We start from the raw sequence: 25,124 nt of genomic DNA on the forward strand, positions 1-25,124 counted from the left end.
CTTTCAGGCGCGCTTCGGTCGGAGGCTCTCGAGCCCGTTGTGCAGGAGGTACTGCCCGACGTTGAGGGCCGGGTGCCGGTCGGGCGCGGGCTCCTTGCCGTTGCCCATCCGCCACAGCTGGACGCTGTAGTAGGTGATCTCGGTGAGGTTGTCGAGCAGGCGGAGCCCTGTCCGGTGCGGTACGACGACACTCTCGTCAGTCCGTCCGGCGAGCACCTCGGCGGGGAAGTCGGGGTCGACGCAGAGCGGCCGACCGAGGCCGACCAGGTCGATCGCGCCGGACTCGAGTGCGTCCACCATGCCGTCGGCGGTGCGGAAGCCGCCGGTGAGCATCAGGGGCAGCTCGGGGAGCGTGGCACGGACGCGCTCGGCGTACGCCATGAAATAGGCCTCGCGCTTGCGGGTGCTCTCCTTGAGGGACGGGTCGACGCCGAGCATCGCCGAGGTCGCGTAGGTTCCGCCGGAGATCTCGAGCAGGTCGATGCCCTCCTCGGCGAGCTTGTGGACGACCTCGATCGACTCGTCCTCGGAGAAGCCGCCCTTCTGGAAGTCGGCGGAGTTGAGCTTGATGCCGACGGGCACCTCAGCACCCACCCGCTCGCGCATCGCGCGGACGATCTCGAGCACGAAGCGGTGGCGCTTCTCGGGCGTCCCGCCCCAGTCGTCGGTGCGCCGGTTGGAGAGCGGCGAGAGGAACTGGCTGATCAGGTAGCCGTGAGCACCATGGATCTGGACGCCGTCGAAGCCGGCCTCGACGACGATCTCGGCGGTGGTCGCGAAGCGGCGGATGATGTCCTTCACCTCGCCGCGGCTCAGGGCGCGGGGCGTGGCGAAGAGCTTGGCGCTGCCCGGCAGTGCGATCGCCGACGGGGCCACCGGGTGGGTGCCGACCGTGCGGGGGATCTGGCGACCGGGGTGGTTGATCTGCACCCACACCTTGGATCCGCCTGCCTTCGCGGTTGCGGCCCAGCGCTCGAGGTCGTCGAGGTCCCGGCGGTCCTCGACCACCACGTTGCCCGGCTCACCGGTCTGGTGCCGGTCGACCATGACGTTACCGGTGACGGAGAGGCCGACCCCCGAGTCGGCCCAGCGGCGGTAGAGGTTGTCGATCCGGCTGCCCGGCGAAAAGTCCTTGCGCCCCAGGCCCTCGCTGAGGGCCGCCTTGACGAGGCGGTTCGGGATCACGAACCCGTTGGGCAGCTCGAACGGCTCGGCGAGCGCGCGCAGGTCGGTCGTGGTGCGTGTGGCAGTCATCAGGCCTTCTTCCGGGGAGGGTCGAGGGGGAGCGAGAGGATCGCGCGGACGGCCGCCTCGATGCGCTCCTCGGTGGCCTGGTCGGGCTCGCGGCCCTGCATGAGGAGGCGCCGCAGCAGGCCGCCAGGTACGTCGACGACACACGCAACGACGGCTTCGACCGCCACACCGTCGCGGCGATCCCACAGACCCTGCGCGAGTGCGACGAGCAGACCGGTGAAGCGCTTCTGCTGTGCGGCAAGCTCGTCGACCACCTCCGGGGCCAGGTCGGCGGAGAAGAGCTGGTCGCTGCGCTGGCCGAAGAAGAGGCGCGCACTCGAGGCGTGGCGCTGCGCGAGCCGCACGGGGGAGAGGGCGACGGCCACCACGGCGTCCTGCGGCTCGCCCGCCTCGCCGACCTCGCGGATGGCCTCCTCCATGAGGACACCGAGCCGCTCCGTGGCCCTCAGCCAGAGCCGCGCGAGCAGCTCCTCCTTGGAGCGGAAGGCATGGTAGATCGTGCCGTTCGACGCCCCCGCACTCGTGGCCAGCGTGCGCAGCGTGAGGCCCGCCGGATCACCGACGGTGACGAGCTGCTCGGCGACGTCGAGCAGGTCGTCGAGGGAGTGCAGTCGAGGGCGCGCCATGGAGCCAGGATAATGGAACAACAGATCTAGAACACAAGGTCCAGTTTCGCGATCCGGTCTCTCGAGGCCCCGATTGGGAATCTCCGGAGACGTTCAGATACAGTTCCCTCGCTCTTGAAAGAGAGCGCAGCAACACAACCTGGCCCCGTAGCGCAGTTGGTTAGCGCGCCGCCCTGTCACGGCGGAGGCCGCGGGTTCGAGTCCCGTCGGGGTCGCCGACCAGAAGCCGCTCAGGAGACTGAGCGGCTTCTGTCATTTCACCGGCTCACTTCCTTGGTTGCTCTCCAGGCCGGCGGGCCCGGGCGACGGAGAGCGTGAGGATCGGCACGACGATCCACGCGGTGACGATCGCCCAGGCGCGAGGCGTGCCGGCGCCGCCGTCCAGCAGGGCGTCGGAGGCGAGCTGCAGACCGGAGCCGTGCAGGAACCACGGGGTGATGGCATGCCACGGCTCCGGCACCATGAGCGCCGGGGTGAAGCGGCCCAGCGGAGCTGCGACGAGCAGGAAGAGCATCGCCGACACGGCGAGGCCGCCGAGGCCGAGCAGCGCCTCGAGTGCAGTGGTGGTGATCGCGGCAGCGACGACGAGCAGGAGCACGACGAGCTGGAGCGGCCACGGCCACGCCAGGCACGCTACCGCGGCGACCAGGCCGACCGCGGTGAACCCGGCGACCCGCACGACGCCGGCACGCAGGGTCGTCTCGAACGTGCCCCGGCGCCACGTCGCCACCACGGCGCAGAGGAAACCGAGGACGAGGGTGGCCAGCGTGACGACGTACGGGATCCGGTGGTCGTGCTGCGCCGGCACCGTCGACGTGTGGAGCGTGCGGCCGAGACCGCTCTCGACCTCCTCGACGGCCTGTTCCAGCGCGCGCCGCCCCTCGGTCCCGACGGCCGCGGAGACGTGAAGCGCGTCAGCGTCCTTGAGCAGGTCGACCACGACGGCGGCGTCGGCCCGCCCATGCCGTACGTCGTCCAGCGCCCGTTCCTCGGAGTCGTCAGCCCGCGCGTCGAACGGGCGGCCGGACAGTGCGTTGGCGTTCTCCACGAGTGCGGTCGAGACGATCGGCGGGGCGACGATGACCAGTCGCGCGCCGACGGGGGTGGCGGAGGGGAGCGTCCAGGCCAGCACCGCTGCGGCCACGGCGGCCAGCCCGAGCACGGCGAGCCAGGCGTGCGCGGCGCGGTTGCGGTGCGCGCTGGTCATGGCCAGACCCTAGGCGTGTCTCGGGGATGATGGGCGCGTGAGGGTGGGATGGCGCACGCAGGTGCTGCTCGTGATCGTGCCGACCATGGTGCTCGCCGTCGCCCTGATCACGCTCCTTCCCGACCGCGAGGCTGCCTCCGTCGCGGCTCCATCGCGGGCGAGCGAGACCCGCTGCATCCCCTTCAGCCCCGCGACCGACGTCGACCGGCTCAACACGCTCGTCGGCTCGCTCCGCGGCGGCGGCGAGTTCCAGGGCGCCGACGTCGGGGCGGACGTCGAGCTCTCGGACGGACGCAGGCTCTGGGTCTTCGGCGACACCCTGCAGGCGACCTCCGGGGGGTCGCGTTTCGTGCGCAACTCGATGCTCGTCTTCGACACCTCGTGCGCCTCCGTCGTCGTGCCCGCCTCGCACGGCGCGGTGATCCCCGACCGCGGCGACGGCGTCGGCTACTGGCCGATGTCGATCGCGAAGGTGGCGCGCGCCGGCTACGACCTCATCGGTGTCACCGCGAACAGGGTGCGCTCCGACGACGGCAAGGTCGGCGACGCCTTCGCCTTCCACAACCTGGGGCCGGCGGTCGCCGTCTTCATCGTCCCGACGGGCGGCGTGCCGCAGCTGCTGCAGGTGGAGGACATCGGTCCTGACGACACCGACCGCGCGCGTCCGGCGTGGGGCGCCGCAGTCGCCGTCCAAGGCGATTGGGTCTACCTCTATGGGACGGCGAATTCCGGTCAACCGTTGGTCTTCGGCTACTCGCTGCAGGTGGCGCGGGTGCGCGCCGACGACATCCTCGACCTCTCGAAGTGGCGCTACTGGAACGGCTCGGCCTGGGGTCGGTCGCCGTCGAAGGCGGCGGTCCTGATCCCTGCCGTCGGCGGTGTCTCCCAGACGTTGAGCGTCTTCGAACAGGCCGGCAGCTGGTACGCCGTCAGCAAGCGTGACGAGTTCGTCGGCTCCGACCTCGTCGTCTGGAAGGCACCCGCGCCGACCGGTCCCTGGGTCGCGGGACCGGTCGCCGCGAAGATCCCGTCGGGCTCGAGCGAGCTGCGCTACATGCCGCTCGCGCACCCGGACCTGCTGCCCGAGCCGGGGACGGTCGTCGTCTCCTACAGCCGCAACAACACCGACGTCGGCAAGGTGGCTGAGGATCCGTTCCTCTACCGGCCCCACTTCCTCCGGGTGCCGCTTCCCTGACCCGCCATCCCGGCGATGCGTGGAGGCTCAGCTCTTGGCGAAGCCGAAGAGTGCGATCGGGTTGCTGGTCGGCTTGTCGGAGCCACCGGCGGGCTCGACCGTGATGCCGGCCGCGGTGGCCTCGGCAGCAGAGCCCTTGAGAGCGAGGCGACCGTCGGGCTCGTCCGGCATCAGGCCGGCAGGCACCATCGTGCCGGTCGGGTCCTGGTACCAGAGCTCGTAGACCTTCCCGTCCGGCAGCGCTGGCAGGTTCGAGGCGACGGCGGCGGAGCGGTCGAGGGAGACCGAGCGGTAGAGGCTGACCTTGCCGCCGTCGGGCAGCAGCTGGTCGAAGCGCTGCGCGTCGGGCGCGGTGAGGACGGCGGCGACGAGGTCCCTCGGCTTGTCGTCGACCCACGGGTGCCACACCAGGCCGAGCACCAGGACGGCGGCTGCGGCCACGAGCAGTGAGGTGCCGGCCCACCAGCGGCGCGGGCGGAGCGGGGTGACGGTGGCTGCGGGAGCCGCCGGCACTGTCGAGTCCGGCTCGATCTCGGGCGGCAGCGGCCGGACGGTGGCGATGGAGGAGAGCACCCGGTCGCGGAGCTCCGGCGGCGGCGTCGTCGTGGAGAGGGCGGCGAGCGAGCTGCCCGCCTCCCGGAAGCTGGCGACCTCGGCCTGGCAGCTGGCGCAGGTGGCGAGGTGTGCCTCGAAGTCGGCCCGCTCCTGCGGGTCGAGCGCGTCGACGGCGTACGCCCCCGACAGCAGGTGGATGTCGATGTTCATCTCCCGGCTCCCACTCCCAGTGTGTCCCTCAGCCGGATCAGCCCGTCCCGGATCCGGGTCTTGGCGGTTCCGATCGGGAGGTCGAGCATGCGGGAGATCTCAGTATGCGTGTAGCCCTTGAGGTAGGCGAGTTCGATCGCCTCCCGTTGGACTTCTGTCAGGGTGCCGAGGGCGGTGCGGACCCGTTGAGCTTCCAGGCGGGCCTGTGCCTCCTCGGCGGTGGTGTCGTGCTCCACGGTGCGGTTCTGCTCGTGATAGGTCACGTCACGCCGACTCGCGGACTCGGCCGAGCGGACCCGGTCGACCGCGCGTCGGTGCACGAGCGTCAGGACCCAGGAGAGGGCCGAGCCGCGGGCGGGATCGAACCGCGCCGACGTACGCCACAGCTCGAGCATCGCCTCCTGGACGACCTCCTCGGCCTGGGCCGGGTCGCGGACGACCTGGACGGCGAGGCCGTAGGCACGGCCGGCGACGGCGTCGTAGACCAGGGCGAAGGCGGCCTCGTCACCGCGCGAGGCCCGCGCGAGCAGTGCCGCGAGGTCCGGCTGTGCGGGCGCCGCACCCGACGGCTCCTCCGAGGAGGAGCCGTCGGGTACGGCGTGCAGGTGGTCCATGTCAGCTCGCTCAGGTCACTTGGGCATGAGGACCGTGTCGATGACGTACACGGTGGCGTTCGCCGTCGGGATGTTGCCACAGACGACGTTGGCACCGTCGACCGTCATGCCCGACGTGTCACCGGAGACGGTGACCTTGTCCTTGTTGAGCGTGGTCTGGGTACCGGCGATGTTCATCGGGTCGAGCTGGCCGGCGACCACGTGGTGCGTGAGGATCGCGGTCAGCGTGGCCTTGTCGGCCAACACCTTGTCGAGGGTGGCCTTCGGGATCTTCGAGAACGCGTCGTTGGTGGGCGCGAAGACGGTGAGGCCGTCGGCACCGTTGAGCGTGTCGACGAGGCCGGCCTTCGTGACGGCGGTGACGAGGGTGGAGAGCAGCGGGTTGTTGCTGGCCGCGGTCGCGACCGGGTCCTTGACCATCCCGTCGAACGAACCGGCGCCGGACGTCGGGATCGCCGAGCAGCCGGGGCCGAAGGTCTGGTCGCCTGCCCCGGCAGCCTTGGTCGTGGTGGCCGAGGAGCTCGACGCCATCGGGGAGGTGTCGGAGGAGGCGGAGTCGTCGCTGCTGCCACAGGCGGCGAGGCCGGCGAGGAGGAGGCCGGCGGAGGCGGCAACGCCGGTACGGCGGAGGAGGGTCTGCGTCTTCATGGGAGGTCCTTCCGGGGAGTGAGCGGCTGGTGCCGTCTGTCAGGAGGTGTTCGGCGCTGCTCGGCGATCGGATTGGACGAATCACCTTATTTTTCTGGGAATCAGGCGACGCTGACGCTGATGCTCTGGATTCCGCTCGCGCCGTCGGGGAACGGGTTGGCGCGGACGGGCGTCTGCGTCGCGCCGTCGCCGGAGAGCACGCGGCAGGCCAGGGTGTGGTCGCCCGGCGTCGCGTCCCAGCGGGTGAACCACTGTCGCCAGTAGTCCTCGCCGCCGCTCGGGCCGAGGGTGGCCCGTTGCCACGGACCACCGTCGATCCGGACCTCGACCGCCTCCACACCGTCGCGCTCCTGCGCCCAGGCGACACCGCCGATGACGACATCACCGGCCTTGAGGCTGGCGAGCGGGCGTGGCGTGTCGATCCGGCTCGACGGCTTGATGGGCGCGTCCGTGGCCCACTTCCGGTCCGTCCAGTAGGCGGTGTGGTCGGCGTACGTCGTCAGGGTCATGCGCGTGATCCACTTGGTGGCGCCGATGAAGCCGTAGAGGCCGGGCACGATCAGCCGGGCCGGGAAGCCGTGGGCGCGGGGCAGCTGCTCACCGTTCATGCCGACGGCGATCATCGCGTCGCGTCCGTCGGTCGCGGCCTCCAGCGGCGTGCTGATCGTCATGCCGCCGACGTCGGTGCTGAGGATCTGGTCGGCGTGCGGGCCGACGCCGGCCTGGTCGAGGAGGTCGGTCAGGCGCACGCCGAGCCAGCGGGCGGCGCCCGTGTAGGGGCCGCCGACGCTGTTGGAGACGCAGGTCAGCGTGATGTCGCGCTCGATCAGCGGCATCGCCAGCAGGTCGTCGAAGCTGAGCTCGACCGTGCGATCGACGTCGCCGTCGATCCGCAGCCGCCATGTGCTCGAGTCGACGACCGGTGTGTCGAGACGCGTGTCGACGCGGTAGAACCGCGCGTTCGGGGTGCGGAACGCCGTGATGCCCGGCACGGTGCGGTCGAGCCCTGCCGGCAACGGCGGTGCGGGATCCGCCGGAGCCGGCAGGGTGATCTGCTCGGCGCGGGTGCGGCGGGCGACCAGCCAGCGTGCGGTCCCGCCGACGCCGACGGCAGCGACGGCGGTGCCGGCCAGGGCACCCACGGCGACGACCGTACGCCGACCCGGACCGCGGCCACCCTCCGTGCCGTCGACGCGAGCCGGTCGTGAGGCGAGCACGCGGGTCAGCCCGACGAGCGCGAGCGTGGCCACCACGCCGGTGACCAGGCTCGGGACGGCGTCGGTCACGTTCGCGGTCGGACGGCTCAGCGCCGCTGCGGCGGCGAATGCGGTAAGGGCCGCGAGACCCAGGCCCGCGAGGACGAACCGCCGGAGCCCGGCGAGAAGGCCGATCCCGCCGGCCGCGGCCAGCACGACGAGCAGCACCGAGCCGACGAGGATCACCTTGTCGTGCGTGCCGAAGTGGGCGATGGCCCACTCCTTCACCGGCGTCGGGGTGCGGTCGATGACGGCCGAGCCGACCGCGAGTACGGGCGAGGCGGAGGGTGTGCCGAAGGCCGCCGCGAGATGGCCGACGGCGATACCGAGTGCGGCGGAGACCAGGCCGGCCAGGACGGCCATGAGCTTCTTCATGGCTCAGGTTCGGAGCCGACCACCAATCCGGATCGGTGGCAGCTCCGAATCCCCTCTGATCGACCGCCCACCCACCCCGATGGAGGCCTCACGATGCAGTCCCCACGACCGCGGCGTATCGCCGTGATCGGATCAGGCGTGTCCGGCCTCGTCGCCGCCCAGCACTGCGCGGCCGGCGCCGAGGTGACGCTCTTCGAGGCCGACGACCGCCTCGGTGGCCACGCCGACACCCACGAGGTCGTCGAGGAGACGCCCCGGGGCCCGTGCACGCTCGCCATCGACACCGGCTTCATCGTCCACAACCGGTTGACCTACCCCACCCTGATCCGCGTCTTCGAGGACCTGGGCGTGCCCACGCAGCCCTCGGAGATGTCGATGTCGATTGCCGACGAGACCACCGGCGTCGAATGGGCCGGAGCGCGCGGCGTCCGTGGTGTGCTGCCGAATTGGGCGCGGCTGACGGACCGGCGCCATCTCGCCATGCTGGCCGAGATCCCGCGCTTCCACCGCGCCGCCCGCGCACTGCTCGCCCGGGAGGGCGAGGACGAGGGCAGCGTCGATGGGCCAGGCGACCTCACCACCCTGACGGACTTCCTCGACCAGCACGGCTTCAGCGAGCGGCTGCGCAGCCACTTCATCGAGCCGCTGGTCGCCGCGGTCTGGTCGTGCGACCCCGAGCTCGCCGGTCAGTACCCGGCGCTCTACCTCTTCCGCTTCCTGGCCCACCACCAGATGCTGTCGGTCTCGGGCAGCCCGACCTGGCGCACCGTGACCGGCGGCTCCCGCAGCTACGTCGACCGCATCGCCGCGCACCTGGAGGCCCACGGCGGACGGATCCTCACCGGGACGCCGGTGCGCTCCGTGCTCGAGGAGGACGACAGCGTCACCGTGGTGGCCGCCAGCCGGGCTGACGGCACTGAGCTGCGCGACCGGTACGACGCCGTCGTCATCGCCACGCATCCCCACCAAGCCCTGGCCATGCTCGCCGCCGCGACGCCCGAGCAGAAGGAGGTCCTCAGTGCGATCGAGTACTCGCCCAACACGGCGGTGCTCCACACCGATACCCGCCTCCTGCCCGCGGAGCGCGCCACATGGGGCTCGTGGAACTTCCGCCGCCGTGCGACGAGCACCGGCCACGTCACGGTCACCTACGACCTCACCCGCCTCCAGCGACTCGACACCGAGACGCGCTACCTGGTCACCCTCGGCGGCTCGGACCTGATCGACCCGGCCAGCGTCATCGCGGGGATGGACTACGAGCACCCGCTCTACACGCCGACGTCCGTGGCCGCCCAGAGCCGCCTGGCCGAGATCGGCAGCGACCGGGTGGTCTTCGCCGGCGCCTATCACGGGTGGGGCTTCCACGAGGACGGCGCCCGCTCCGGCGCGGCCGCGGCCGCGCGTCTCGGCATCGACCGGCGGGAGTCGCCCGCGCATCGCGCGCCGACCGTCTACGCCACCCGCATCACGCACCAGCGTCGCGAGCCGTGGCGGCGACGTTTCCAGCACCGGTCGCTGCTCTGGGTCACCGATCTGGACGCCGCCGGCACGAGCTACCCGGCCGGCCAGCTCAACCGGGTGCGCTCGTGGTTCACCGGGGCGATCGAGGCCCGCGACCACCTCGGCGACCCGGGCCGCAGTGTGCGCGAGAACCTCACCGCCTTCCTCGCCTCCGAGGGTCTGCAGCTCGGTCGTGGCCGGGTCACGGTCGCCGCCCATCCGAGGGCGTGGGGCCACTGCTTCAACCCGATCAGCGTCTTCTGGTGCCGGGACGAGGCGAGGGAGCCGCTGGCCACCGTCGTCGAGGTGCACAACACGTACGGCGACCGGCACGCCTATCTCCTGCCTCCGGGCTCCGAGACCGTCTCCAAGGCGATGTACGTCTCGCCGTTCCACGGCGTCGACGGGCGTTACCGCGTGCTGGCCCCCGAGCCGCAGCCGGGCGGGCGCCTCGACCTCGCGATCGATCTCGTCACCGCCGACGGCGCACGGTTCAGCGCCTCACTGCGCGGTGAGCCGGTCCGTGGCCATGGCCGCAGGGCCGCGCTGGTCGGTGCCCGTGACGCCCTGCTCATCCGCGCCCACGGCCTCGCCCTGTGGGCACGCCGACTTCCCGTCCACCCCCGTCCGATCCACCACCAGGAAGGTGTGTCATGACGCTCCTCGCCCACTCCAGCCGAGCGACCTCGAGTCGCCCGGATCTCCACCGCTGGCCGGACCTCGCCCTGCCGCCGTCCGGGCCTCGTACGTCGCTGGGAGCAGCGCTCGCCCGCAGGTTCTTCGTGTGGGCCTTCTCCCGCATGCCCGTCACCGTGCGGCTGCACGAGCCGGGCGGCGTACGCACGCTGGGTCGGGGTGGGCCGACGATGGACGTCCTCCGTCCCGACGAGCTCTTCGCCCGGATCGGCCGCGATGCCAACATCGGGTTCGGTGAGGCGTACATGGCCGGTGCCTGGGAGGCCGAGGACCTGCAGGCGTTCCTCCACGTCCCCGCCAGCCGGATGGACGCCCTGATGCCGCCGCTGGTGCACCGGCTCCGCCGCCTGGTCGCGCCGCGGATCGGCCGCCACCAGCGTGGCGGGGCGACAGACACGCGTGACAACGTCGCCCGGCACTACGACCTCTCCAACGGCCTCTTCGAGCAGTTCCTCGACCCGACGATGACCTACTCGTCCGGCTGGTTCCGCACCGACCGCGAGGGAGAGCCGATCGTCGGTGACGACCTCCAGGCGGCGCAGCACCGCAAGATCGACGCCCTCCTCGATGCGGCCGGCGTGGGAGACGGCACCCGGCTGCTCGAGATCGGCACCGGTTGGGGTGAGCTCGCACTGCGCGCCGCCCGACGCGGCGCGACGGTGCGGAGCCTCACCCTCTCCGTCGAGCAGCAGGAGCTCGCCCGGACGCGGATCGCGGCGGCCGGACTCCTCGACCGGGTCACCGTCGACCTGCTCGACTACCGCGAGGTCGACGGCCTGTACGACGCCGTCGTCTCCGTCGAGATGATCGAGGCCGTCGGCTGGCGCCACTGGGACGAGTACTTCGCCACCATCGCCCGGATTCTCGCACCGGGCGGACGGGCCACGATCCAGGCGATCACGATGCCCCATGAGCGGATGCTCGCCAGCCGGGACACCGACACCTGGATCACCAGATACATCTTCCCCGGCGGTTTCCTGCCCTCGCTCGAGGCGCTCGGCGATGCGGCCGGCACGTCAGGCCTCGTGATGCGGGTCAATGCCGCGCTCGGCCACCACTACGCGGAGACCCTGCGGCAGTGGGACGCCAGCTTCGTCGACCACGAGGACGCGGTCGCCGCACTCGGCTTCGACGAGACGTTCCGACGGATGTGGCACTTCTACCTCTCCTACTGCGGCGCCGGCTTCGACGCCGACTACATCGACGTGCACCAGCTCGTCCTCTCCCGCGAGGGACTGCGATGACCCGCGTCGCGGACCGTCTCGCCGAGATCATCACGCCGCTGGTCGGCGAGCTCCCCGTCCGCCTACGCGCTTGGGACGGCTCCGAGGCCGGGCCGCTGGAGGCGCCCCTGGTGGAGCTCCGTTCGCCGGAGGCGCTGCGCCGGCTCATCTGGCACCCGGGTGAGCTCGGCGCGGCACAGGCCTATGTGACCGGCGAGGCGGACCTGCCCGGGACGACCGCCGAGCTCGACGCCACGCTGGCGCTCGTGATGGAGGCCGCCCGGAAGGCCGCGCCGACCCGCGCGGAGCAGGCACGGGCCGTCGTACGGGCGGGAAGGGCGGCGTTGGAGCTGGGCCTCGTCGGCCGGCCACCGGCCCCACCTGCCACCCAGGCCCAGGTGCGCGGGCGCCTGCACTCGCTCGCCCGTGACCGTGCCGCGATCAGCCATCACTACGACGTGCCCGCCGAGTTCTACGAGCTGATCCTCGACGAGTCGATGGCCTACTCCTGCGGCTACCACGCCACGCCCGAGACGCCCGTGGCCGACGCGCAACGGGCCAAGCTGGACCTGGTCTGCACCAAGCTCGGGCTCGGCCCGGACAGCACCCTGCTCGACATCGGCTGCGGCTGGGGGTCGCTCACGGTGCACGCCGCCCAGCACTTCGGCGCGAGGGTCCTCGGCGTGACGATCGCCGCCGAGCAGCAGCGGTACGTCGCCGAGCGGATCGCACGCGCGGGTCTCGCCGACCGCGCCGAGGCCCGGCTCTGCGACTACCGCGACGTCGAGGGCACCTTCGACGCCGTGAGCTCCATCGAGATGGGCGAGCACGTCGGCCAGGAGAACTACCCGACGTTCGCCCGGGTACTCCAGGACCGGGTGCGCCCGGGTGGGCGGGTGCTCGTGCAGCAGATGTCCCGCACCGAGCGGCCGGGCGGAGGAGCGTTCATCGAGTCCTTCATCGCACCCGACATGCACATGCGTCCCGTCGGCCAGACGGTGGACCTGCTCGAGCGTGCCGGCCTGGAGGTCCGTGACGTCCACGCCCTGCGTGAGCACTACGTGCTGACCGTCGCCGGCTGGATCGAGCGGTTCGAGGCCCACGAGGACCGCCTCCGGGAGCTCGTCGGGGAGGAGATGCTGCGGGTCTGGCGGCTCTACCTCGTCGGTGGTTCGGCGGCTTTCCGCGACGGTCGGATGGGTGTCGACCAGATCCTCGCGGTACGGCCGGGCGGCTCGCACGATCTGCCGTGGGTGCGGGCGTGAGCCTCACCGTCACAGTGCTCGCCGCCGCAGCAGCTGTCATCGGGGTGATGGCCGTGGCGGCGGTGACGGCCCGGCGCCTGGGCCGGGTCGCGGTGGTCGACGCGGCGTGGGGGTGTTCCTTCGTCGCCCTCGCGCTCGCGTCGGCCACCGTCGCAGGGCTGCCGTGGTTCGGGCATCACGGGGGGATGCCCGGGCTGCGGTGGCTCGTCGTCGCGATGGTCGCGGTCTGGGGGCTGCGACTCGCCATCCACCTGGGCCGCCGTATCGCGGCCGAGACGCACGACGACCCCCGCTATGAGGAGATGCTCGGCGGCACGCTCGTGGAGGTCCCGTTCCGCGCCGTCGTGCTCAAGGTCTTCGTGCTCCAGGGCGTGGTCGTGCTCGTGGTGGCGCTGCCGGTCCTCGTCGCAGTCCGGGCCGGAACCGCCGCCGGAGGGACCTGGTGGTGCGTCGCTGTCGGCGTTCTTGTCTGGGCGATCGGGCTCGGCTGCGAGGCAGTCGCCGACCGGCAGCTGGCGGCCTTCAAGCGCAGGTCGGACCGCCCACCGCTCCTCACCACCGGCATCTGGTCATGGTCGCGGCACCCGAACTACTTCGGCGATGCCGCCGTGTGGTGGGGGATCTGGCTGGCCGGCGCTGCGAGCACCGGAGGGCCGGGAGCGGTCATCGGCCTGGTCGGGCCGCTCGTGATGACGTGGTTCCTCACCGCCGTCTCCGGTGTGCGCCTGGCCGAGCGCCGGATGCGTGGGCGTCCCGGCTGGGAGGCGTACGCCGCCCGCACCTCGATCTTCGTGCCACTGCCCCCACGTCCGACTCACTGACCGGTCGGAAGGCGGCGCTCAGGCGAGGGAGCCGAGCCACCAGCCGAGGCAGACTGCGCCGAAGCCGGCGACGAGCGACAGGACGACGTTGAGGACGGCGGTGCGTGCGCGACCGTCCTCGATGAGGCGGAGCGTCTCGAAGGAGAACGTCGAGAAGGTCGTCAGCGCGCCGCAGAAGCCGGTGCCGAGCAGGGCCTGGGCCCACGTTCCCCCGTGTCCACCGGCGACCAGTGCGGCGACCACGCCGAGCACGAACGAGCCCACCACGTTGACCGTGAAGGTTCCCCACGGCACCTTCGAGTCGTGCCGGGACTGGACGAGCAGGTCGGTGACGTATCGGGCCGGTGCACCGACGACGGCGCCGGCCACGACGAGCAGCGCGGTCATCGTGGCGCCGCCAGGCGACGCCCGAGGGCCAGCCCCGCGGTCACGGCCACGAGGCCGCAGAGGAGGGTGGCGACGACGTACGACAGGGCGATGAGGGGACGGGAGACGAGCTCCGCACGCGTGTCGAGCATCCAGGTGGAGAACGTCGTGAAGCCGCCGAGGACGCCGACGCCCAGGAAGGGGCGGGTGTAGCGGTGGTGGGACCAGCGCTCCAGCACGAAGGCCATGAGCAGTCCGAGAAGGAAGGCACCGGCGATGTTGGCCAGCCACGTGGCCCACGCGAAGTCCTCGGGATCATGCGGCAGCGCCTCCGCGAGGCCCCAACGACCCAAGGAGCCGAGCGCGCCGCCGAGCGCGATGACGGGCAGCAGATCGGCGTTCGCCCGGATCAGGCTCCACGGGTGGGGGTACGGCCTCGGGGTGACACTGACGTCGGGATCGAGCGGCAGACTCATTCAGTCTGCCGACTTCCGCAGGTCCGCGAGCTCCGCCTCCGCCCCCTCACCTTCGGTGAGGTCGGGTGCGGGCTCGAACCAGACGAGCTTGCCCTCGTCGTCCAGCGTCACGCCCCAGGCCAGCGAGGCGCGGGCGACCAGGGCCAGCCCTCGGCCGCCGACCGAGAGGTGGTCGATCATGAAGGGTCGCGGGAGCTCAGGCACCGCGGTCGAGCCGTCGTGGACCTCGATCCGCGGCCGGCTGGCGTCGCCCCGCATCGAGATGGTGATGGGGTCCGACCCGTGCAGGAAGGCGTTGCCGACCAGTTCGGAGATCGCCAGTTCGGCCGACTCGACGAGGTCCTCACGCCCGACCTCCTTGAGCGCGGCGACGACCCAGTGCCGTGCGTCCGGGGCCGCATGGGCGCCCGGACCCACCGTCAGGGCAGGTCGCATGAACGGCATACGAGCCTCCTTACGGCAGGTGTCCGAGGGTTTGTCTCACTCACTGCAGGGGACGTTGCCCACTGAGGGGCGTCCCATCCCCTCAGCCAACGTGATGAGTGAATGTGACCATACAGACGGGGGGCCGGGTAGTCACCGTGCCGTTCCGGCAATAAGAATGGGGCGTGGATCGTTCTAATGAATGAATTCACAAGCTTTCGAAAGGTGAGTCAGATGGCAGAGCGTCACAAGGTCGTGGTGGTCGGGTCCGGGTTCGGCGGTCTCTTCGCAGCGAAGGGACTCAAGCGGGCGGACGTCGACGTGACCGTGATCGGCAAGACGACCCATCACCTCTTCCAGCCGCTGCTCTACCAGGTGGCGACGGGCATCCTGTCGCAGGGCGAGATCGCTCCGCCCACGCGCGAGATCCTGCACCGGCAGAAGAACGCCAGTGTGCTGCTCGGCGAGGTGACCGACATCGACCTGACGAACCGCACCGTCACCTCCGAGCTGCTCAACAGCACGACGACGGTGCCCTACGACTCGCTGATCGTCGCCGCGGGCGCCGGTCAGTCCTACTTCGGCAACGACCACTTCGCCGAGTTCGCGCCGGGCATGAAGTCGATCGACGACGCCCTCGAGCTGCGCGGCCGGATCTTCGGTGCCTTCGAGCTCGCCGAGCTCGCCGCCTCCCGCGGTGAGCCCTTCGACTCGCTGCTGACCTTCGTGGTCGTCGGTGCCGGGCCGACGGGTGTCGAGCTGGCCGGTCAGTTGGCCGAGCTCGCCCGACGTACGCTCAAGCGCGACTTCTCACACATCGCGACCGAGCACGCCCGGGTCATCCTCGTCGACGGCGCCGACCAGGTGCTGCCGCCCTTCGGCCCCAAGCTCGGCGCCAAGACGAAGACGGCGCTCGAGAAGCTCGGCGTCGAGGTCGTGCTCGGCGCGCTCGTCACCAACGTCGACGAGTTCGGCCTCGAGATGAAGTTCAAGGACGGCTCCACGCAGCGGGTCGACACGATCACCAAGATCTGGGCCGCCGGCGTCCAGGCCTCCGAGCTCGGCAAGACGCTCTCGGCCCAGACCGGCGCCGAGCTCGACCGCGCCGGCCGGATCGCGGTCAACCCCGACCTCACGCTCCCGGGCCACCCGGAGGTCTTCGTGGTCGGCGACATGATCAATCTCAACCACCTGCCCGGTGTCGCGCAGGTCGCGATGCAGGGCGGCAAGTACGCAGCGAAGACGATCAAGCACCGCCTCACCAGCAAGCCCGCACTGAAGCCGTTCCACTACTTCGACAAGGGCTCGATGGCGACGATCAGCCGCTTCCGCGCGGTCGCGCTCATCGGCAAGGTCCAGCTCACCGGCTTCATCGCGTGGCTGATGTGGCTGGCTGTGCACATCATCTACATCACCGGCTTCAAGAACCGCCTCACCACGGCGTTCCGCTGGGTCATCTCGTTCCTCGGCCGCGACCGCTCGGAGCGTACGACGACCCTGCAGCAGGTCTTTGCGCGCACCGCTCTCCAGCGACTCGAGGGCGGACACCGCGCGCTCGTCTCGGACCAGCCGATCCCGTTGGGCGGCAGTGTCGAGAAGGGTGCAGCCGTCGAGGTCCAGCTCGAGACGCAGTCGGCGGCGTCGCGGCGCTCGAACGACTGAGTGGCGGCGCCGCCCGTCGGTGCCGCGACTAGGTGCCGGGGCGGTGCTGGCGGAGCACGCGCATGAACTCCGCCGGGTCGACGTCCGAGCCGTCGATCACGACCGCTGACATCCCGCGCCGCGGGAAGGTGACCTGCCAGTCGGCGTCCTCCGGCGTGCCGTGGACGGTCACCGCGGTGTGGGTGTCGGCGAGGTCGAACTGCGTGCGGGTGCCGGCGCGCTCGATCGTGAGGCGGCTGCCCGTCATCATGAGTCTGGCGGTGGAGTCGCCCACGCGGGCGGCCCACACGATGGCGGTTCCGACACCGACGACGGCCGCGATACCGATCGCGATGAGGCTGCGGCTGGAGAAGGCCCACCAGCAGCAGGCGATCGTGACGAGCAGCCCGATCGCGAGCCCGAGGGCGAGGATGCCGTTGGCCTTGCGACGCTGCTCGAACGTGAACTCGTAGGGCGTGTCCGGCGTCGCCGCGTCGGGGACAGGTCGCAGCGCCGGGCGCTCGGCGGCCGGATCCGGTAGGGCGCCCAGCGAGCTGGCGATCTCGGCGGGGGAGCGGCGGTCGTGGTACGCCGGCGCGCTGGCCTGGATGAGGGTCTTGGCGCGCTCGCTGAGGTCGAGCGGAGCCCGCTCGGGCTCGTCGGCCTCCTCAGGTTCGGCGGTCTCCTCCTCGGCGGCGACGGCAATCTGCGCGGGCTCCTCGGGTTGCTCCGGCTCCTCGAGTTGCTCCGGCTCCTCGAGTTGCTCCGGCCCTTCGGGTCCGACGTCGGTCGGCACGTCGGGCTGCTCGGGGTCGGTGGGCGGTGCCGGCGGGACGGCGGGCTCCTCTTCCAGGGCCACGGGCTGGAGCTCCGGTTGGGGCTCGGGTGCGATCGCGGTGTCCTCGGCGGTCGTCGAGTCAGCGGCCGGCGGGGGCTCCGACTCGGCCGCGTGGCGGCCCCAGAAGCGCCGTTTCTTCTTGTGGGCGGCCGGGGCCGCGAGGACCGCGTCGCCGGTCTCCTCGACGTGTGGCTTCTCGGGCGCCGGCTCGGCGTCCACCTCCTCCGACACCTCGGGCTCGTCGGCCCCGCCGGGGACGGTGTCGGCCATGTCGCCTTCGGGCGCTTCGTCGAGCTCGTCCGCGGTCTCGGGTGCCACGGCCGCCTCGACCTCGGCAGGAGCCAGGAGCGGGTCCTCGGCGTGCTCCTCGAGCGCGTCCGCAACCTGCTCGTCGTCGGGAAGGGCCGGGGGGACCGGCGACAGCTCGGACTGCTGGAAAGCTGGGGATGCCGCAGGCGCTGGCGGCGTCGGCGTCGGCGTCGGCGCCGTGAGTGAGGCGAGCAGCGCAGCGGTCGAGTCCGAGAGGCCGGGCACGTTGAGCGAGGCGAGGATCTCCTCGACCGACATCTCCGTCGGGGCGGCGGGCGCCTCGACCTGGGGCTGCACCGGTTCGGGCTGAGAGTCCGGCTCCGGCTGGGGCTCGGGTTCGGTCGAGGGCAGCGGCTCAGGAGCAGGCTCCGCCGCGGGCTCCGGGGTGGAGTTCGGTGCGGGGTCGGGCTCAGTCGCCGGGAGCGGCTCGGGCTCCGGCTGGACGTCCGGCTCGGGGACGGGCTTGCTCTCCGGCTCAGGCGCGGGCTCGACGACGGGCTCCGGTGCCGGCTCGACGACGGGCTCGGGAGCGGCCGGGGTGGCCGGGGTCGGTTCGGGCTCCACCACCGGCTCAGGTGTCGGCTCGACGGCCGGCTCCGTCTCCGGCTCCACTGCGGGCTCGATCGTCGCGACGGGCTCATCGACCTCGCCCGACGGGACGGTGAGGTCGTGCGCGCTGAGCTCGGTGTCGGCGTACTCCTCGGCGGGGAGGGCGTCGGTGCCGGCCGTCTCGCTGGTCGGGAGAGCAGGCTCCTCGACCTCGCCCGCTTCGCCCGATTCGGTCGGCTCCGGCTCCGGCTGCGGGTCGGGTTCTGCCGGCGGGTTGTCCAGGGCGGCGAAGGCGGCCATGACCGCAGCTGTGGTGTCGTAGCTGGGCCGGGGCGCGTCTGTCTCGGTGGGGTCGAAGAGTGTGGAGTCGGCCACCGACCAGGCGGGTCCGTCGGATTCCGCCGCACCCGCGGGCGCCGGGGTGCCCTCGCCCGCGAGGCGGGAGAGCTCGTCGGTGATCCCGGCGAAGGTGCCGAACGGATCGGCCGGCACCTCGGGCTCGGCAGGCTGCTCAGGGGCCGGCTCGTCGGCGGGCTCAGGCACGGAGACGGACACGGGCTCGGGAGCGGCGTCGTCGGCGGGCTCAGGCGCGTCGTCGGTCACGTCAGAAAGCGCGTCAGGCGACTCAGCAGCGTCCGACGCGGGGGTGCCGCGACGGTTCAGCCACTGGTCGAGAAGCCCATCGGCTGATTCAGTCATGACGTCCTTCCGAAAACTTCCGTGATCAGCGACTCAACGACCCGGTGGGGGACGGGTTACAGCAACAGCCACCGTAGTGCCGGAAATGCCGCTCAGGGCGCTGATCGCTCATATCGACGGCGGCGGAGCCGATCTTCGGGCGTCAGTCTGGACGGAGATCATGGAGGATCCAGTCGATGCCCTCCCAGGCACCAAGGCATCTCAGGTCGTGCTGAGCCTCCTGCAGCAGTAACCGGCTCGGGGCTCACGGGCTTGAAACCGCTCGGGGTGTGAGCTTCTGGTTACGCCTCGGTTGCGTGCCTTCCGGGACGCTGACGCGTCGCCGTACGGTCAACGGCGTAACGATTCGGCACCTTGCCACGCCGTCCCACGCCGGTCTCCGCCAGCCCCATGCCAGGAGCGCATCCCTATGACGTCCGTGATCGAACCCCTCAGCGACACCGCCAAGCTCCGTGAGGCCTCCGCGGCCCACAACTGGCGGCACTTCGGCGACATGACGGACGGGGCGGCCGAGCAGCTGCGGGTCATCGTGCGCGGCGAGGGGTGTCACCTCTACGACAGCGACGGCAACCGCTTCCTCGACGCGCTGTCGAACCTCTTCTGCGTCAACGTCGGCTACTCCTACGGCGACGAGTTCGCCGAGGTGGCGGCCGAGCAGCTGCGCACGCTGGGCTATCACGCCAACTGGGCCTCGACCCATCCGCGGGCGATCGAGCTCTCGGCGCGAGTTGCGGAGCTCGCCGGTGACCTCGACCTGCCGCACGTGATGTTCACGCCCTCGGGCGGCGAGGGTGTGGAGACCTGCTGGAAGATCGCGCGGCAGTACTTCAAGCTCAAGGGCGAGAACCGCTGGAAGGCGATCGCGCGGGAGACGGCGTACCACGGTGTGTCCCTCGGCGCGATCAGCCTCAACGGCATCGCCGCCTATCGCGAACCGTTCGAGCCGCTCGTGCCCGGCGCGCTGCACGTGCGCAACACCAAGGCCTACGGGCGTCCTGAGGGCGAGACCGAGGCCGAGCACGCCGCCTTCCTGCTCGAGGACATGGAGGCGCGGATCCTGCAGGAGGGCCCGAGCACCGTCGCGATGATCATCGTCGAGCCGGTGCAGAACGCCGGCGGCATGTTGACGCCGCCGGCGGGCTACGCCGAGGGGCTGCGCGCGCTCGCGGACAAGTACGGCATCCTGCTGGTCGCCGATGAGACCATCACCGGCTACGGCCGGCTCGGCACCTGGTTCGGCTCCCAGCGCATCGGCCTGCGACCGGACATCCTCACCTCCGCCAAGGCGCTCTCGTCGGCGCACGCGGTGATCGGCGCCGTGCTGGTGAGCGACCGCGTCTATGAACCGTTCACCGAGGCACCGTCGCTCTTCAAGCACGGCAACACCTTCGGTGCCCACCCGGTGATGAGCGCGATCGCGCTGAAGAACCTCGAGATCATGGAGCGGCTCCGGCTCAACGAGCACGTGCTGGCGAAGGAGCCGGAGCTGCGCGCGGCGCTGGAGTCGTTGTACGACCTCGACTGCGTCGGCGACGTACGCGGCATGGGCTTCTTCTACGCGATCGAGCTCAAGCCCGGCACGGTGTCCGACGGAGCCCTGCTCGCGAAGGAGATCGAGAACGGCCTCTCCGACGCCGGCATCATGCTCCGCGTCACCCCGACGCCCACCGGCGCGATCCTCGGCATCTGTCCGCCGCTCGTCGCCGACACCGCGGAGTTCGACGAGTTGGTCGGCGGGATCCGGACGGTGCTGTCGGCCGTCTGCGGCTGAGGAGCGGGTTCGTCCGGCTGTGTAGCTTCTTGGGCGTGAAAGTTGACAGCGCAGGACGAGACTTGGTGGTCGAGGGTCTCCAGAACGCGCGCGACCTCGGTGGGCTTCCGTTGGTCGTTGGTGGCCGAACGCCGCACGGCGTCTTCTTCCGATCGGAGAGCCTGCACACCGTCACCCCTGCCGGTTGGCAACAGCTCCATGCTCTCGGGATCCGTACGGTCGTGGACCTCCGCCAACCCGTCGAGCGTGATGCCCGTCCATATGAATCACCCGAATGGATGACCGTGCGGTACGTCGACCACGATGGTCTCGACGACAACCCGTCCTTCTGGGCGGACTACCGGGACAACGGGCTCGTCGGAACAGCGCTCTACTTCCTCCCTCACCTCGAGCACCTCCCGGAGCGGTCGGCCGCTGCGCTGAGTGCCCTCGCGCAAGCCCCCGAAGGTGGAGTCCTCTTCCACTGCGCCGGTGGACGCGACCGCACCGGCATCATCGCTCTGCTCCTGCTGGCGATCGTGGGCGCCGAGCGGGACGCCATCATCGAGGACTACATGGAATCCGTTCGCAACGGGGCCGCGCTTGCCGCCGCCCAAGGTCGACCCGACGCAGAGGCCACGTGCGAGCAGATCTGCCAGCGCCACGGCACCACCACTGAAGGTGCATTCCGTGAGGCGGTTGCTCAGCTCGACCCGACGCCGGTGCTGTCTTTGCTGACTCACGAGGAGCACGAGGCCATCAGGACGTGGCGAGGCGGGCTGACTGGCGTGGCGCCCGTCGATCGTCGGAGCCCAGCAATATAAGGCGATTCTCCGCTTTCCTCCTTGGTTTTGTCGGCGCTCGGGAGTAGGATCGGAGTATCCGGTCGTGAAGGAGGCCCAGTCCACAGGGTCGAAGCGATCGGTCAGCCGAGGAACATCCACCTTCGCTCATTCGAGCCGGCGAACGTTGAGAGACCACCTGCTGTTCGGCAGGGGTCTGGTCCGTTTGCCGTGTTGCGAAGGAGGTGCCCGATGGTCGTGCAGTACGTCGAACCGACCCATCCGATCGTCGGTGCCGCCTACGCGATCCGGGACGCGTTGAACGATGTGGCCGACGTGAATCCTCTGTTCATGGCGCCCGCCGCTCAGGCAGAGGCCCTGCGGCAGCTGGTCGCCGCGCACAACCAACTCACCGAACTGCAGGCACGCGTCATGGCATCCGCGACCCAGGTCGCCGACGACGCCGGGAAACATGACAGCGCAGCGTGGCTGGCGCACGAGACCCACCTCGGGCCGCGGGAAGCGAAGGCCCAGAAACGGCTTGCTGAAGCGTTGGAAGCATGGCCCGCTGTCGCGGCGGGGATGCGTGCCGGGGTGGTGAACCGCGAGCAGGCCGAGATCATCGCCCGCGCCCTGAACGCCCTCCCGGACGACACTGCGGCTGAGTTGATCCCCCGCGCCGAGGCGCACCTCGTCGACGAAGCGTCGCGGTGGAACCCCAACCAACTCCGGGTCCTGGCCCGTCAGGTGTTGGACGTGATCGACCCCGACGGGACCGAGGCCCGCGAAGCCAAGAAGCTCGCCGCGGAGGAGAAGTCAGCGTTCCAGAAGACCCGGCTCAACTTCGCGAAGAAGCACGACGGCACCACCAAGATCACCATCGTCGTCCCCGACCTCACCGCCACCCGCCTCGCCCACCTGCTGCACGCCTTCACCAGCCCCCGGCACGACCCCGCCGACAAGCAGGCACTCGCGGACGCGGCCGGCGATGAGGCGGGTGAGAGGGTGTGGTGGAAGCTGCCGAACAACAAGAAGCTCGGCCACGCGTTCTGCGAGCTGCTAGAGAACATCGACCCGAACTCGATGCCGCAACACGGCACCACCGGCACCGAACTCATCGTCACCATCCCGCTGGCCGACCTGCGTCGCGACCTCGCCGCCGCCACCGTCCTCGGCCCCAACGGCGTCGAACGGATCACCGCCCACGAAGCCCGCCGCCTCGCCTGTGAGGCCGGGATCATCCCCGCCGTCCTCGACGGCAAGGGCCAGGTCCTTGATCTGGGCTGCACGGCACGCTTCGCGTCGAAGGCTCAGAAGAAGGCGCTCATGCTGCTCCGGGCGACCTGCAGCGAGGAAGGCTGCGACGTGCCGGCCGCCATGACCGAGGTCCACCACCTCAACCCTTGGTCCCAAGGCGGGAAGACCGACCTGAAGGACCTGGTCCTGCTCTGCAAACCCGGCCACCGCAGGATCCACTCACCCGACTACACGTACGAGCGCCTCCCCGACGGCACCATCCGGTTCTACCGCAGGACGTAGGAGCCAGTGCTCCACCCGTCCTACCCGACGCGGTCTGTAGGCCCTGTCGGGCTCGAACCGACGACCAGCGGATTAAAAGTCCGACGCTCTACCAACTGAGCTAAGGGCCCGGGGGTCCGCGAGGTGATCGACGGAGCCTCCGGCAGGGAGCCTACTGGCGGCCGTCCGCCCAGCCTGAAACCGGGGGTCGCCCGCCCGAAGGACCCTGTGACGCACCGAGGGCCGGGGAGATCCCCGGCCCTCGGCTTGGTTCAACTGCGGCTCACGGCCACAGGTAGTACGTGGGGTTCGGGACCTTGTAGGTCTTGTCCGCGAACCCGCCGACGAGGTCGGAGTACTGGTCGCCCAGGTTGCCGACGATGTCGTAGTGCAGGTCGTTCTCGATGTGCTTGCGGGTGGCCGACTTGTACTCCTGCGTCGTGCACTTGAGGGAGCCGGCGATGCCCGTCACCGAGGTCGAGCAGTTGCTCGAGTTGATGTAGGACGGCACCTTGGTCGCGTCGTACGTCGTCGCTCCGGTGAGCCACTTGGTGAAGTAGAGCGCCGGGGTGAAGAGCGGGGCGCCCTTGCTGTCGACGAAGCCCACCTGGGTGAGGTTCTCGACCGAGGCCTCGGCCTGGTCACTCGTGCGACCGGTGACACCGATGATCGTGCAGCCGGCGGCCTTGGCGGCCTTGGCGAGCGCTACCGAGCCGGGGACGGCCGGGAACTTCTTGTTGAGCGTCCAGTCCGCACCGATGGCGGCGTCGTAGACGAACTTCATCGCCCCGTCCTCCATGTCGTAGTTCCACAGCGTGGTGTCATCGCTGTCGAGCACGATCGCGGGCTTGTTCGGCACCTTGGCGGGGTGGGCGAGGTTGTACTTCGCGGTGTTGTAGTTGGCGCGCGCGCGGACGAGGGTGCGATGCGCCCGACGCTTGGCCTTGCGAGACTTGTGCTTCGCCTTGCGGACGGCGGTCTTGGCCTTCCTGAGCATCTTGGCGGTGTGCGCGACGACTGCCGGGGCGGCCGCGTGGGCAGCGGTGACGGCGGCGATCCGGTTCACCTGAGTCTTGCAGTCCGTGGCGATCCGGGAGCTCCAGGACTTCATCAGACCGGTCACCTCGGTGATGTACGCGGACGAGGTCTTGTCGGCGATGCCGGTCGAGGACGGCGCGTTGTAGTACGCGCGGATCTCGGCCCGGACCGGGTCGATGTTGGGGATCCCGTCACCCTTCGCGGCGGCGGTCGCCACCGTGGTGAGCGGCGCCATCGTGTACGTCGTCGCCGGCTGCAGCGTCGCGGACTCGTCGTCGGAGCCGATGTGGACCGCGTCGAGGTTGGGGCTGGCGAGGAAGTACGTCGGGTTGGGGATCTTCCAGGCCTTGTTGGCGTATCCGCCCCAGAGGTCGGAGAGCTGGTCACCGACGTTGCCGACGATCTCCACGCCGTCAGCGTCCTCGATGTGCTCACGCGTCTGGGCCTTGTACTCGACCGTCGTGCACTTGTAGGAGTGCGGGATCCCGGTGACGGTCGTGGAGCACTCGCCACTCTTGATGTAGTCCGGCACGGTGCTGGCGTCGTACGTCGTCGCGCCGGTCTCCCACTTGGTGAAGACGTGGCTGTCCGGGATCAGAGGGTCGCCCGAGCTGGTGGTGAAACCGGCGGCCTTGAGGTTGTCGATCGTGGCCTGCTTCTGCGAGGCCGGGCGGCCGGTGACGACGTACAGCGCGTAGCCCTTGGCCGCGAGGTCCTTGACCAGGGCGGGCGTGCCGGGGACGGCGGGGAAGCAGAAGGCGCCGCCGACCTCGTCACCGTTCGGGCAGCTGAAGTCGGTGTTGTCAGCGTTCTTGCCCGTCACCCACTGGGCGTTGGTCGTGCCGTTGTAGTTGAAGTTGGACCCCTTGTCCTCGTAGTCGTAGTTCCAGAGGAGGGTGTCGTCGGTGTCGAAGACGATCGCCTTCGTGCCCTTGTCGGCGTCGCTGAGCGCCGGGTACTGGGCCTCGATCTGGCCGATGATCCCGGAGACCTCGCTGATGTAGCTCGACGAGGTGCGGTCCGCCAGGCCCCCCGACGCGTTGTAGTAGGCGCGGATCGCGGACTTCACGGAGTCGACGTTCGGGATGGCTTCGCCGGACGACGGCAGGGTGACGCTGCCGGTGGTGGGGTCGACCTTGAAGGTGTAGCTGCTGGGCGGCGTCAGCGATGAGCCGGCTGCCAGGGCCGGTGTGGCCGTGGCGGTGAGTGCGGTGGCCAGCGCGGCTGCGGCCACGATGGCGGGGCGTCGGAATGACACGTGCTGCTCCCGAGGGATCGATCGGATGGAAT

Annotated in this window: 21 protein-coding genes and 2 tRNA genes; 10 read left to right on the forward strand and 13 right to left on the reverse strand. The window is 70.6% G+C overall.

Annotated elements, in window-relative coordinates:
- Positions 1-3: 3 nt before the first annotated feature.
- Positions 4-1,254, reverse strand: coding sequence for an NADH:flavin oxidoreductase/NADH oxidase family protein (locus LH076_RS01620; protein WP_227782232.1), 1,251 nt, complete (start codon positions 1,252-1,254; stop codon positions 4-6).
- On the reverse strand, positions 1,254-1,880 hold the full coding sequence (locus tag LH076_RS01625) for a TetR/AcrR family transcriptional regulator (protein WP_227782233.1): 627 nt from the start codon (positions 1,878-1,880) through the stop codon (positions 1,254-1,256). The genes LH076_RS01620 and LH076_RS01625 overlap by 1 nt, the downstream gene beginning before the upstream one ends.
- 141 nt (positions 1,881-2,021) lie before the next feature.
- On the opposite strand from LH076_RS01625, the gene LH076_RS01630 reads away from it, so the two are divergent.
- A tRNA-Asp gene (locus tag LH076_RS01630) sits at positions 2,022-2,095 on the forward strand.
- A 50-nt stretch (positions 2,096-2,145) separates the two neighbouring features.
- On the opposite strand, the gene LH076_RS01635 is transcribed toward LH076_RS01630, so the two are convergent.
- A complete protein-coding gene (locus LH076_RS01635; protein WP_227782234.1) occupies positions 2,146-3,087 on the reverse strand; it encodes a hypothetical protein in 942 nt (313 codons plus the stop codon).
- Between the two features lie 37 nt (positions 3,088-3,124).
- Here LH076_RS01635 and LH076_RS01640 point away from each other — a divergent pair, with 37 nt between their 5' ends.
- Positions 3,125-4,282, forward strand: a complete 1,158-nt coding sequence (locus LH076_RS01640) for a DUF4185 domain-containing protein (protein ID WP_227782236.1) — start codon at positions 3,125-3,127, stop codon at positions 4,280-4,282.
- A 27-nt stretch (positions 4,283-4,309) separates the two neighbouring features.
- On the opposite strand, the gene LH076_RS01645 is transcribed toward LH076_RS01640, so the two are convergent.
- From LH076_RS01645 to LH076_RS01660, 4 genes are all read right to left on the reverse strand, one after another.
- On the reverse strand, positions 4,310-5,047 hold the full coding sequence (locus LH076_RS01645; protein WP_227782237.1) for an anti-sigma factor domain-containing protein: 738 nt from the start codon (positions 5,045-5,047) through the stop codon (positions 4,310-4,312).
- Positions 5,044-5,661, reverse strand: a complete 618-nt coding sequence (gene sigK / locus LH076_RS01650; RefSeq protein WP_227782239.1) for an ECF RNA polymerase sigma factor SigK — start codon at positions 5,659-5,661, stop codon at positions 5,044-5,046. The genes LH076_RS01645 and sigK overlap by 4 nt, the downstream gene beginning before the upstream one ends.
- A 15-nt stretch (positions 5,662-5,676) precedes the next feature.
- Complete coding sequence (locus LH076_RS01655) at positions 5,677-6,309, reverse strand: fasciclin domain-containing protein (protein ID WP_227782241.1); 633 nt, start codon at positions 6,307-6,309, stop codon at positions 5,677-5,679.
- Between the two features lie 101 nt (positions 6,310-6,410).
- Positions 6,411-7,940, reverse strand: a complete 1,530-nt coding sequence (locus LH076_RS01660) for a molybdopterin-dependent oxidoreductase (RefSeq protein WP_227782243.1) — start codon at positions 7,938-7,940, stop codon at positions 6,411-6,413.
- Between the two features lie 93 nt (positions 7,941-8,033).
- On the opposite strand from LH076_RS01660, the gene LH076_RS01665 reads away from it, so the two are divergent.
- The 4 genes from LH076_RS01665 to LH076_RS01680 are packed head-to-tail and all read left to right on the forward strand — an operon-like array spanning position 8,034 to position 13,445.
- A complete protein-coding gene (locus tag LH076_RS01665) occupies positions 8,034-10,097 on the forward strand; it encodes an FAD-dependent oxidoreductase (RefSeq protein WP_227782245.1) in 2,064 nt (687 codons plus the stop codon).
- Complete coding sequence (locus tag LH076_RS01670) at positions 10,094-11,380, forward strand: SAM-dependent methyltransferase (protein WP_227782246.1); 1,287 nt, start codon at positions 10,094-10,096, stop codon at positions 11,378-11,380. Before LH076_RS01665 ends, LH076_RS01670 begins: the two co-directional genes overlap by 4 nt.
- Positions 11,377-12,624 (forward strand): SAM-dependent methyltransferase, encoded by a 1,248-nt coding sequence (locus LH076_RS01675; RefSeq protein WP_227782248.1) that lies wholly within the window; start codon positions 11,377-11,379, stop codon positions 12,622-12,624. Before LH076_RS01670 ends, LH076_RS01675 begins: the two co-directional genes overlap by 4 nt.
- The gene (locus LH076_RS01680) at positions 12,621-13,445 is read left to right on the forward strand and encodes a DUF1295 domain-containing protein (RefSeq protein WP_227782249.1); all 825 of its coding nucleotides are present in this window, start codon (positions 12,621-12,623) and stop codon (positions 13,443-13,445) included. The genes LH076_RS01675 and LH076_RS01680 overlap by 4 nt, the downstream gene beginning before the upstream one ends.
- A gap of 18 nt (positions 13,446-13,463) precedes the next feature.
- Here LH076_RS01680 and crcB read toward each other — a convergent pair whose 3' ends face one another.
- From crcB to LH076_RS01695, 3 genes are read right to left on the reverse strand one after another with little or no spacing between them, the layout of a single operon-like run.
- Positions 13,464-13,832 (reverse strand): fluoride efflux transporter CrcB, encoded by a 369-nt coding sequence (gene crcB, locus LH076_RS01685; protein ID WP_227782250.1) that lies wholly within the window; start codon positions 13,830-13,832, stop codon positions 13,464-13,466.
- Positions 13,829-14,287 (reverse strand): fluoride efflux transporter FluC, encoded by a 459-nt coding sequence (locus LH076_RS01690; RefSeq protein ID WP_227782251.1) that lies wholly within the window; start codon positions 14,285-14,287, stop codon positions 13,829-13,831. The genes crcB and LH076_RS01690 overlap by 4 nt, the downstream gene beginning before the upstream one ends.
- A complete protein-coding gene (locus tag LH076_RS01695) occupies positions 14,288-14,731 on the reverse strand; it encodes an ATP-binding protein (RefSeq protein WP_227782253.1) in 444 nt (147 codons plus the stop codon).
- Between the two features lie 213 nt (positions 14,732-14,944).
- On the opposite strand from LH076_RS01695, the gene LH076_RS01700 reads away from it, so the two are divergent.
- Positions 14,945-16,372 carry an NAD(P)/FAD-dependent oxidoreductase gene (locus LH076_RS01700; protein ID WP_227782254.1) on the forward strand — a complete coding sequence of 476 codons (1,428 nt, stop codon included), beginning with the start codon at positions 14,945-14,947 and terminating at the stop codon, positions 16,370-16,372.
- Positions 16,373-16,400: 28 nt separating this feature from the next.
- On the opposite strand, the gene LH076_RS01705 is transcribed toward LH076_RS01700, so the two are convergent.
- Positions 16,401-18,746: a hypothetical protein gene (locus tag LH076_RS01705; RefSeq protein WP_227782255.1), complete on the reverse strand. Its 2,346-nt coding sequence runs from the start codon at positions 18,744-18,746 to the stop codon at positions 16,401-16,403.
- 418 nt (positions 18,747-19,164) lie between these two features.
- On the opposite strand from LH076_RS01705, the gene LH076_RS01710 reads away from it, so the two are divergent.
- The 3 genes from LH076_RS01710 to LH076_RS01720 all read left to right on the forward strand — a co-directional run bounded on the left by LH076_RS01710 (position 19,165) and on the right by LH076_RS01720 (position 22,817).
- A complete protein-coding gene (locus LH076_RS01710; RefSeq protein ID WP_227782256.1) occupies positions 19,165-20,517 on the forward strand; it encodes an aminotransferase class III-fold pyridoxal phosphate-dependent enzyme in 1,353 nt (450 codons plus the stop codon).
- A gap of 65 nt (positions 20,518-20,582) precedes the next feature.
- Positions 20,583-21,320, forward strand: a complete 738-nt coding sequence (locus LH076_RS01715) for a tyrosine-protein phosphatase (protein ID WP_227782258.1) — start codon at positions 20,583-20,585, stop codon at positions 21,318-21,320.
- 210 nt (positions 21,321-21,530) lie between these two features.
- The gene (locus tag LH076_RS01720; RefSeq protein WP_227782259.1) at positions 21,531-22,817 is read left to right on the forward strand and encodes an HNH endonuclease signature motif containing protein; all 1,287 of its coding nucleotides are present in this window, start codon (positions 21,531-21,533) and stop codon (positions 22,815-22,817) included.
- Positions 22,818-22,854: 37 nt separating this feature from the next.
- Here LH076_RS01720 and LH076_RS01725 read toward each other — a convergent pair.
- Positions 22,855-22,927: transfer RNA gene (locus LH076_RS01725), tRNA-Lys, on the reverse strand.
- A gap of 152 nt (positions 22,928-23,079) precedes the next feature.
- Positions 23,080-25,092: an HAD family acid phosphatase gene (locus LH076_RS01730; RefSeq protein ID WP_227782260.1), complete on the reverse strand. Its 2,013-nt coding sequence runs from the start codon at positions 25,090-25,092 to the stop codon at positions 23,080-23,082.
- Positions 25,093-25,124: the final 32 nt, after the last annotated feature.

The sequence above is a fragment of the Nocardioides sp. Kera G14 genome (genome assembly GCF_020715565.1).
Classification (GTDB): Bacteria; Actinomycetota; Actinomycetes; order Propionibacteriales; family Nocardioidaceae; genus Nocardioides.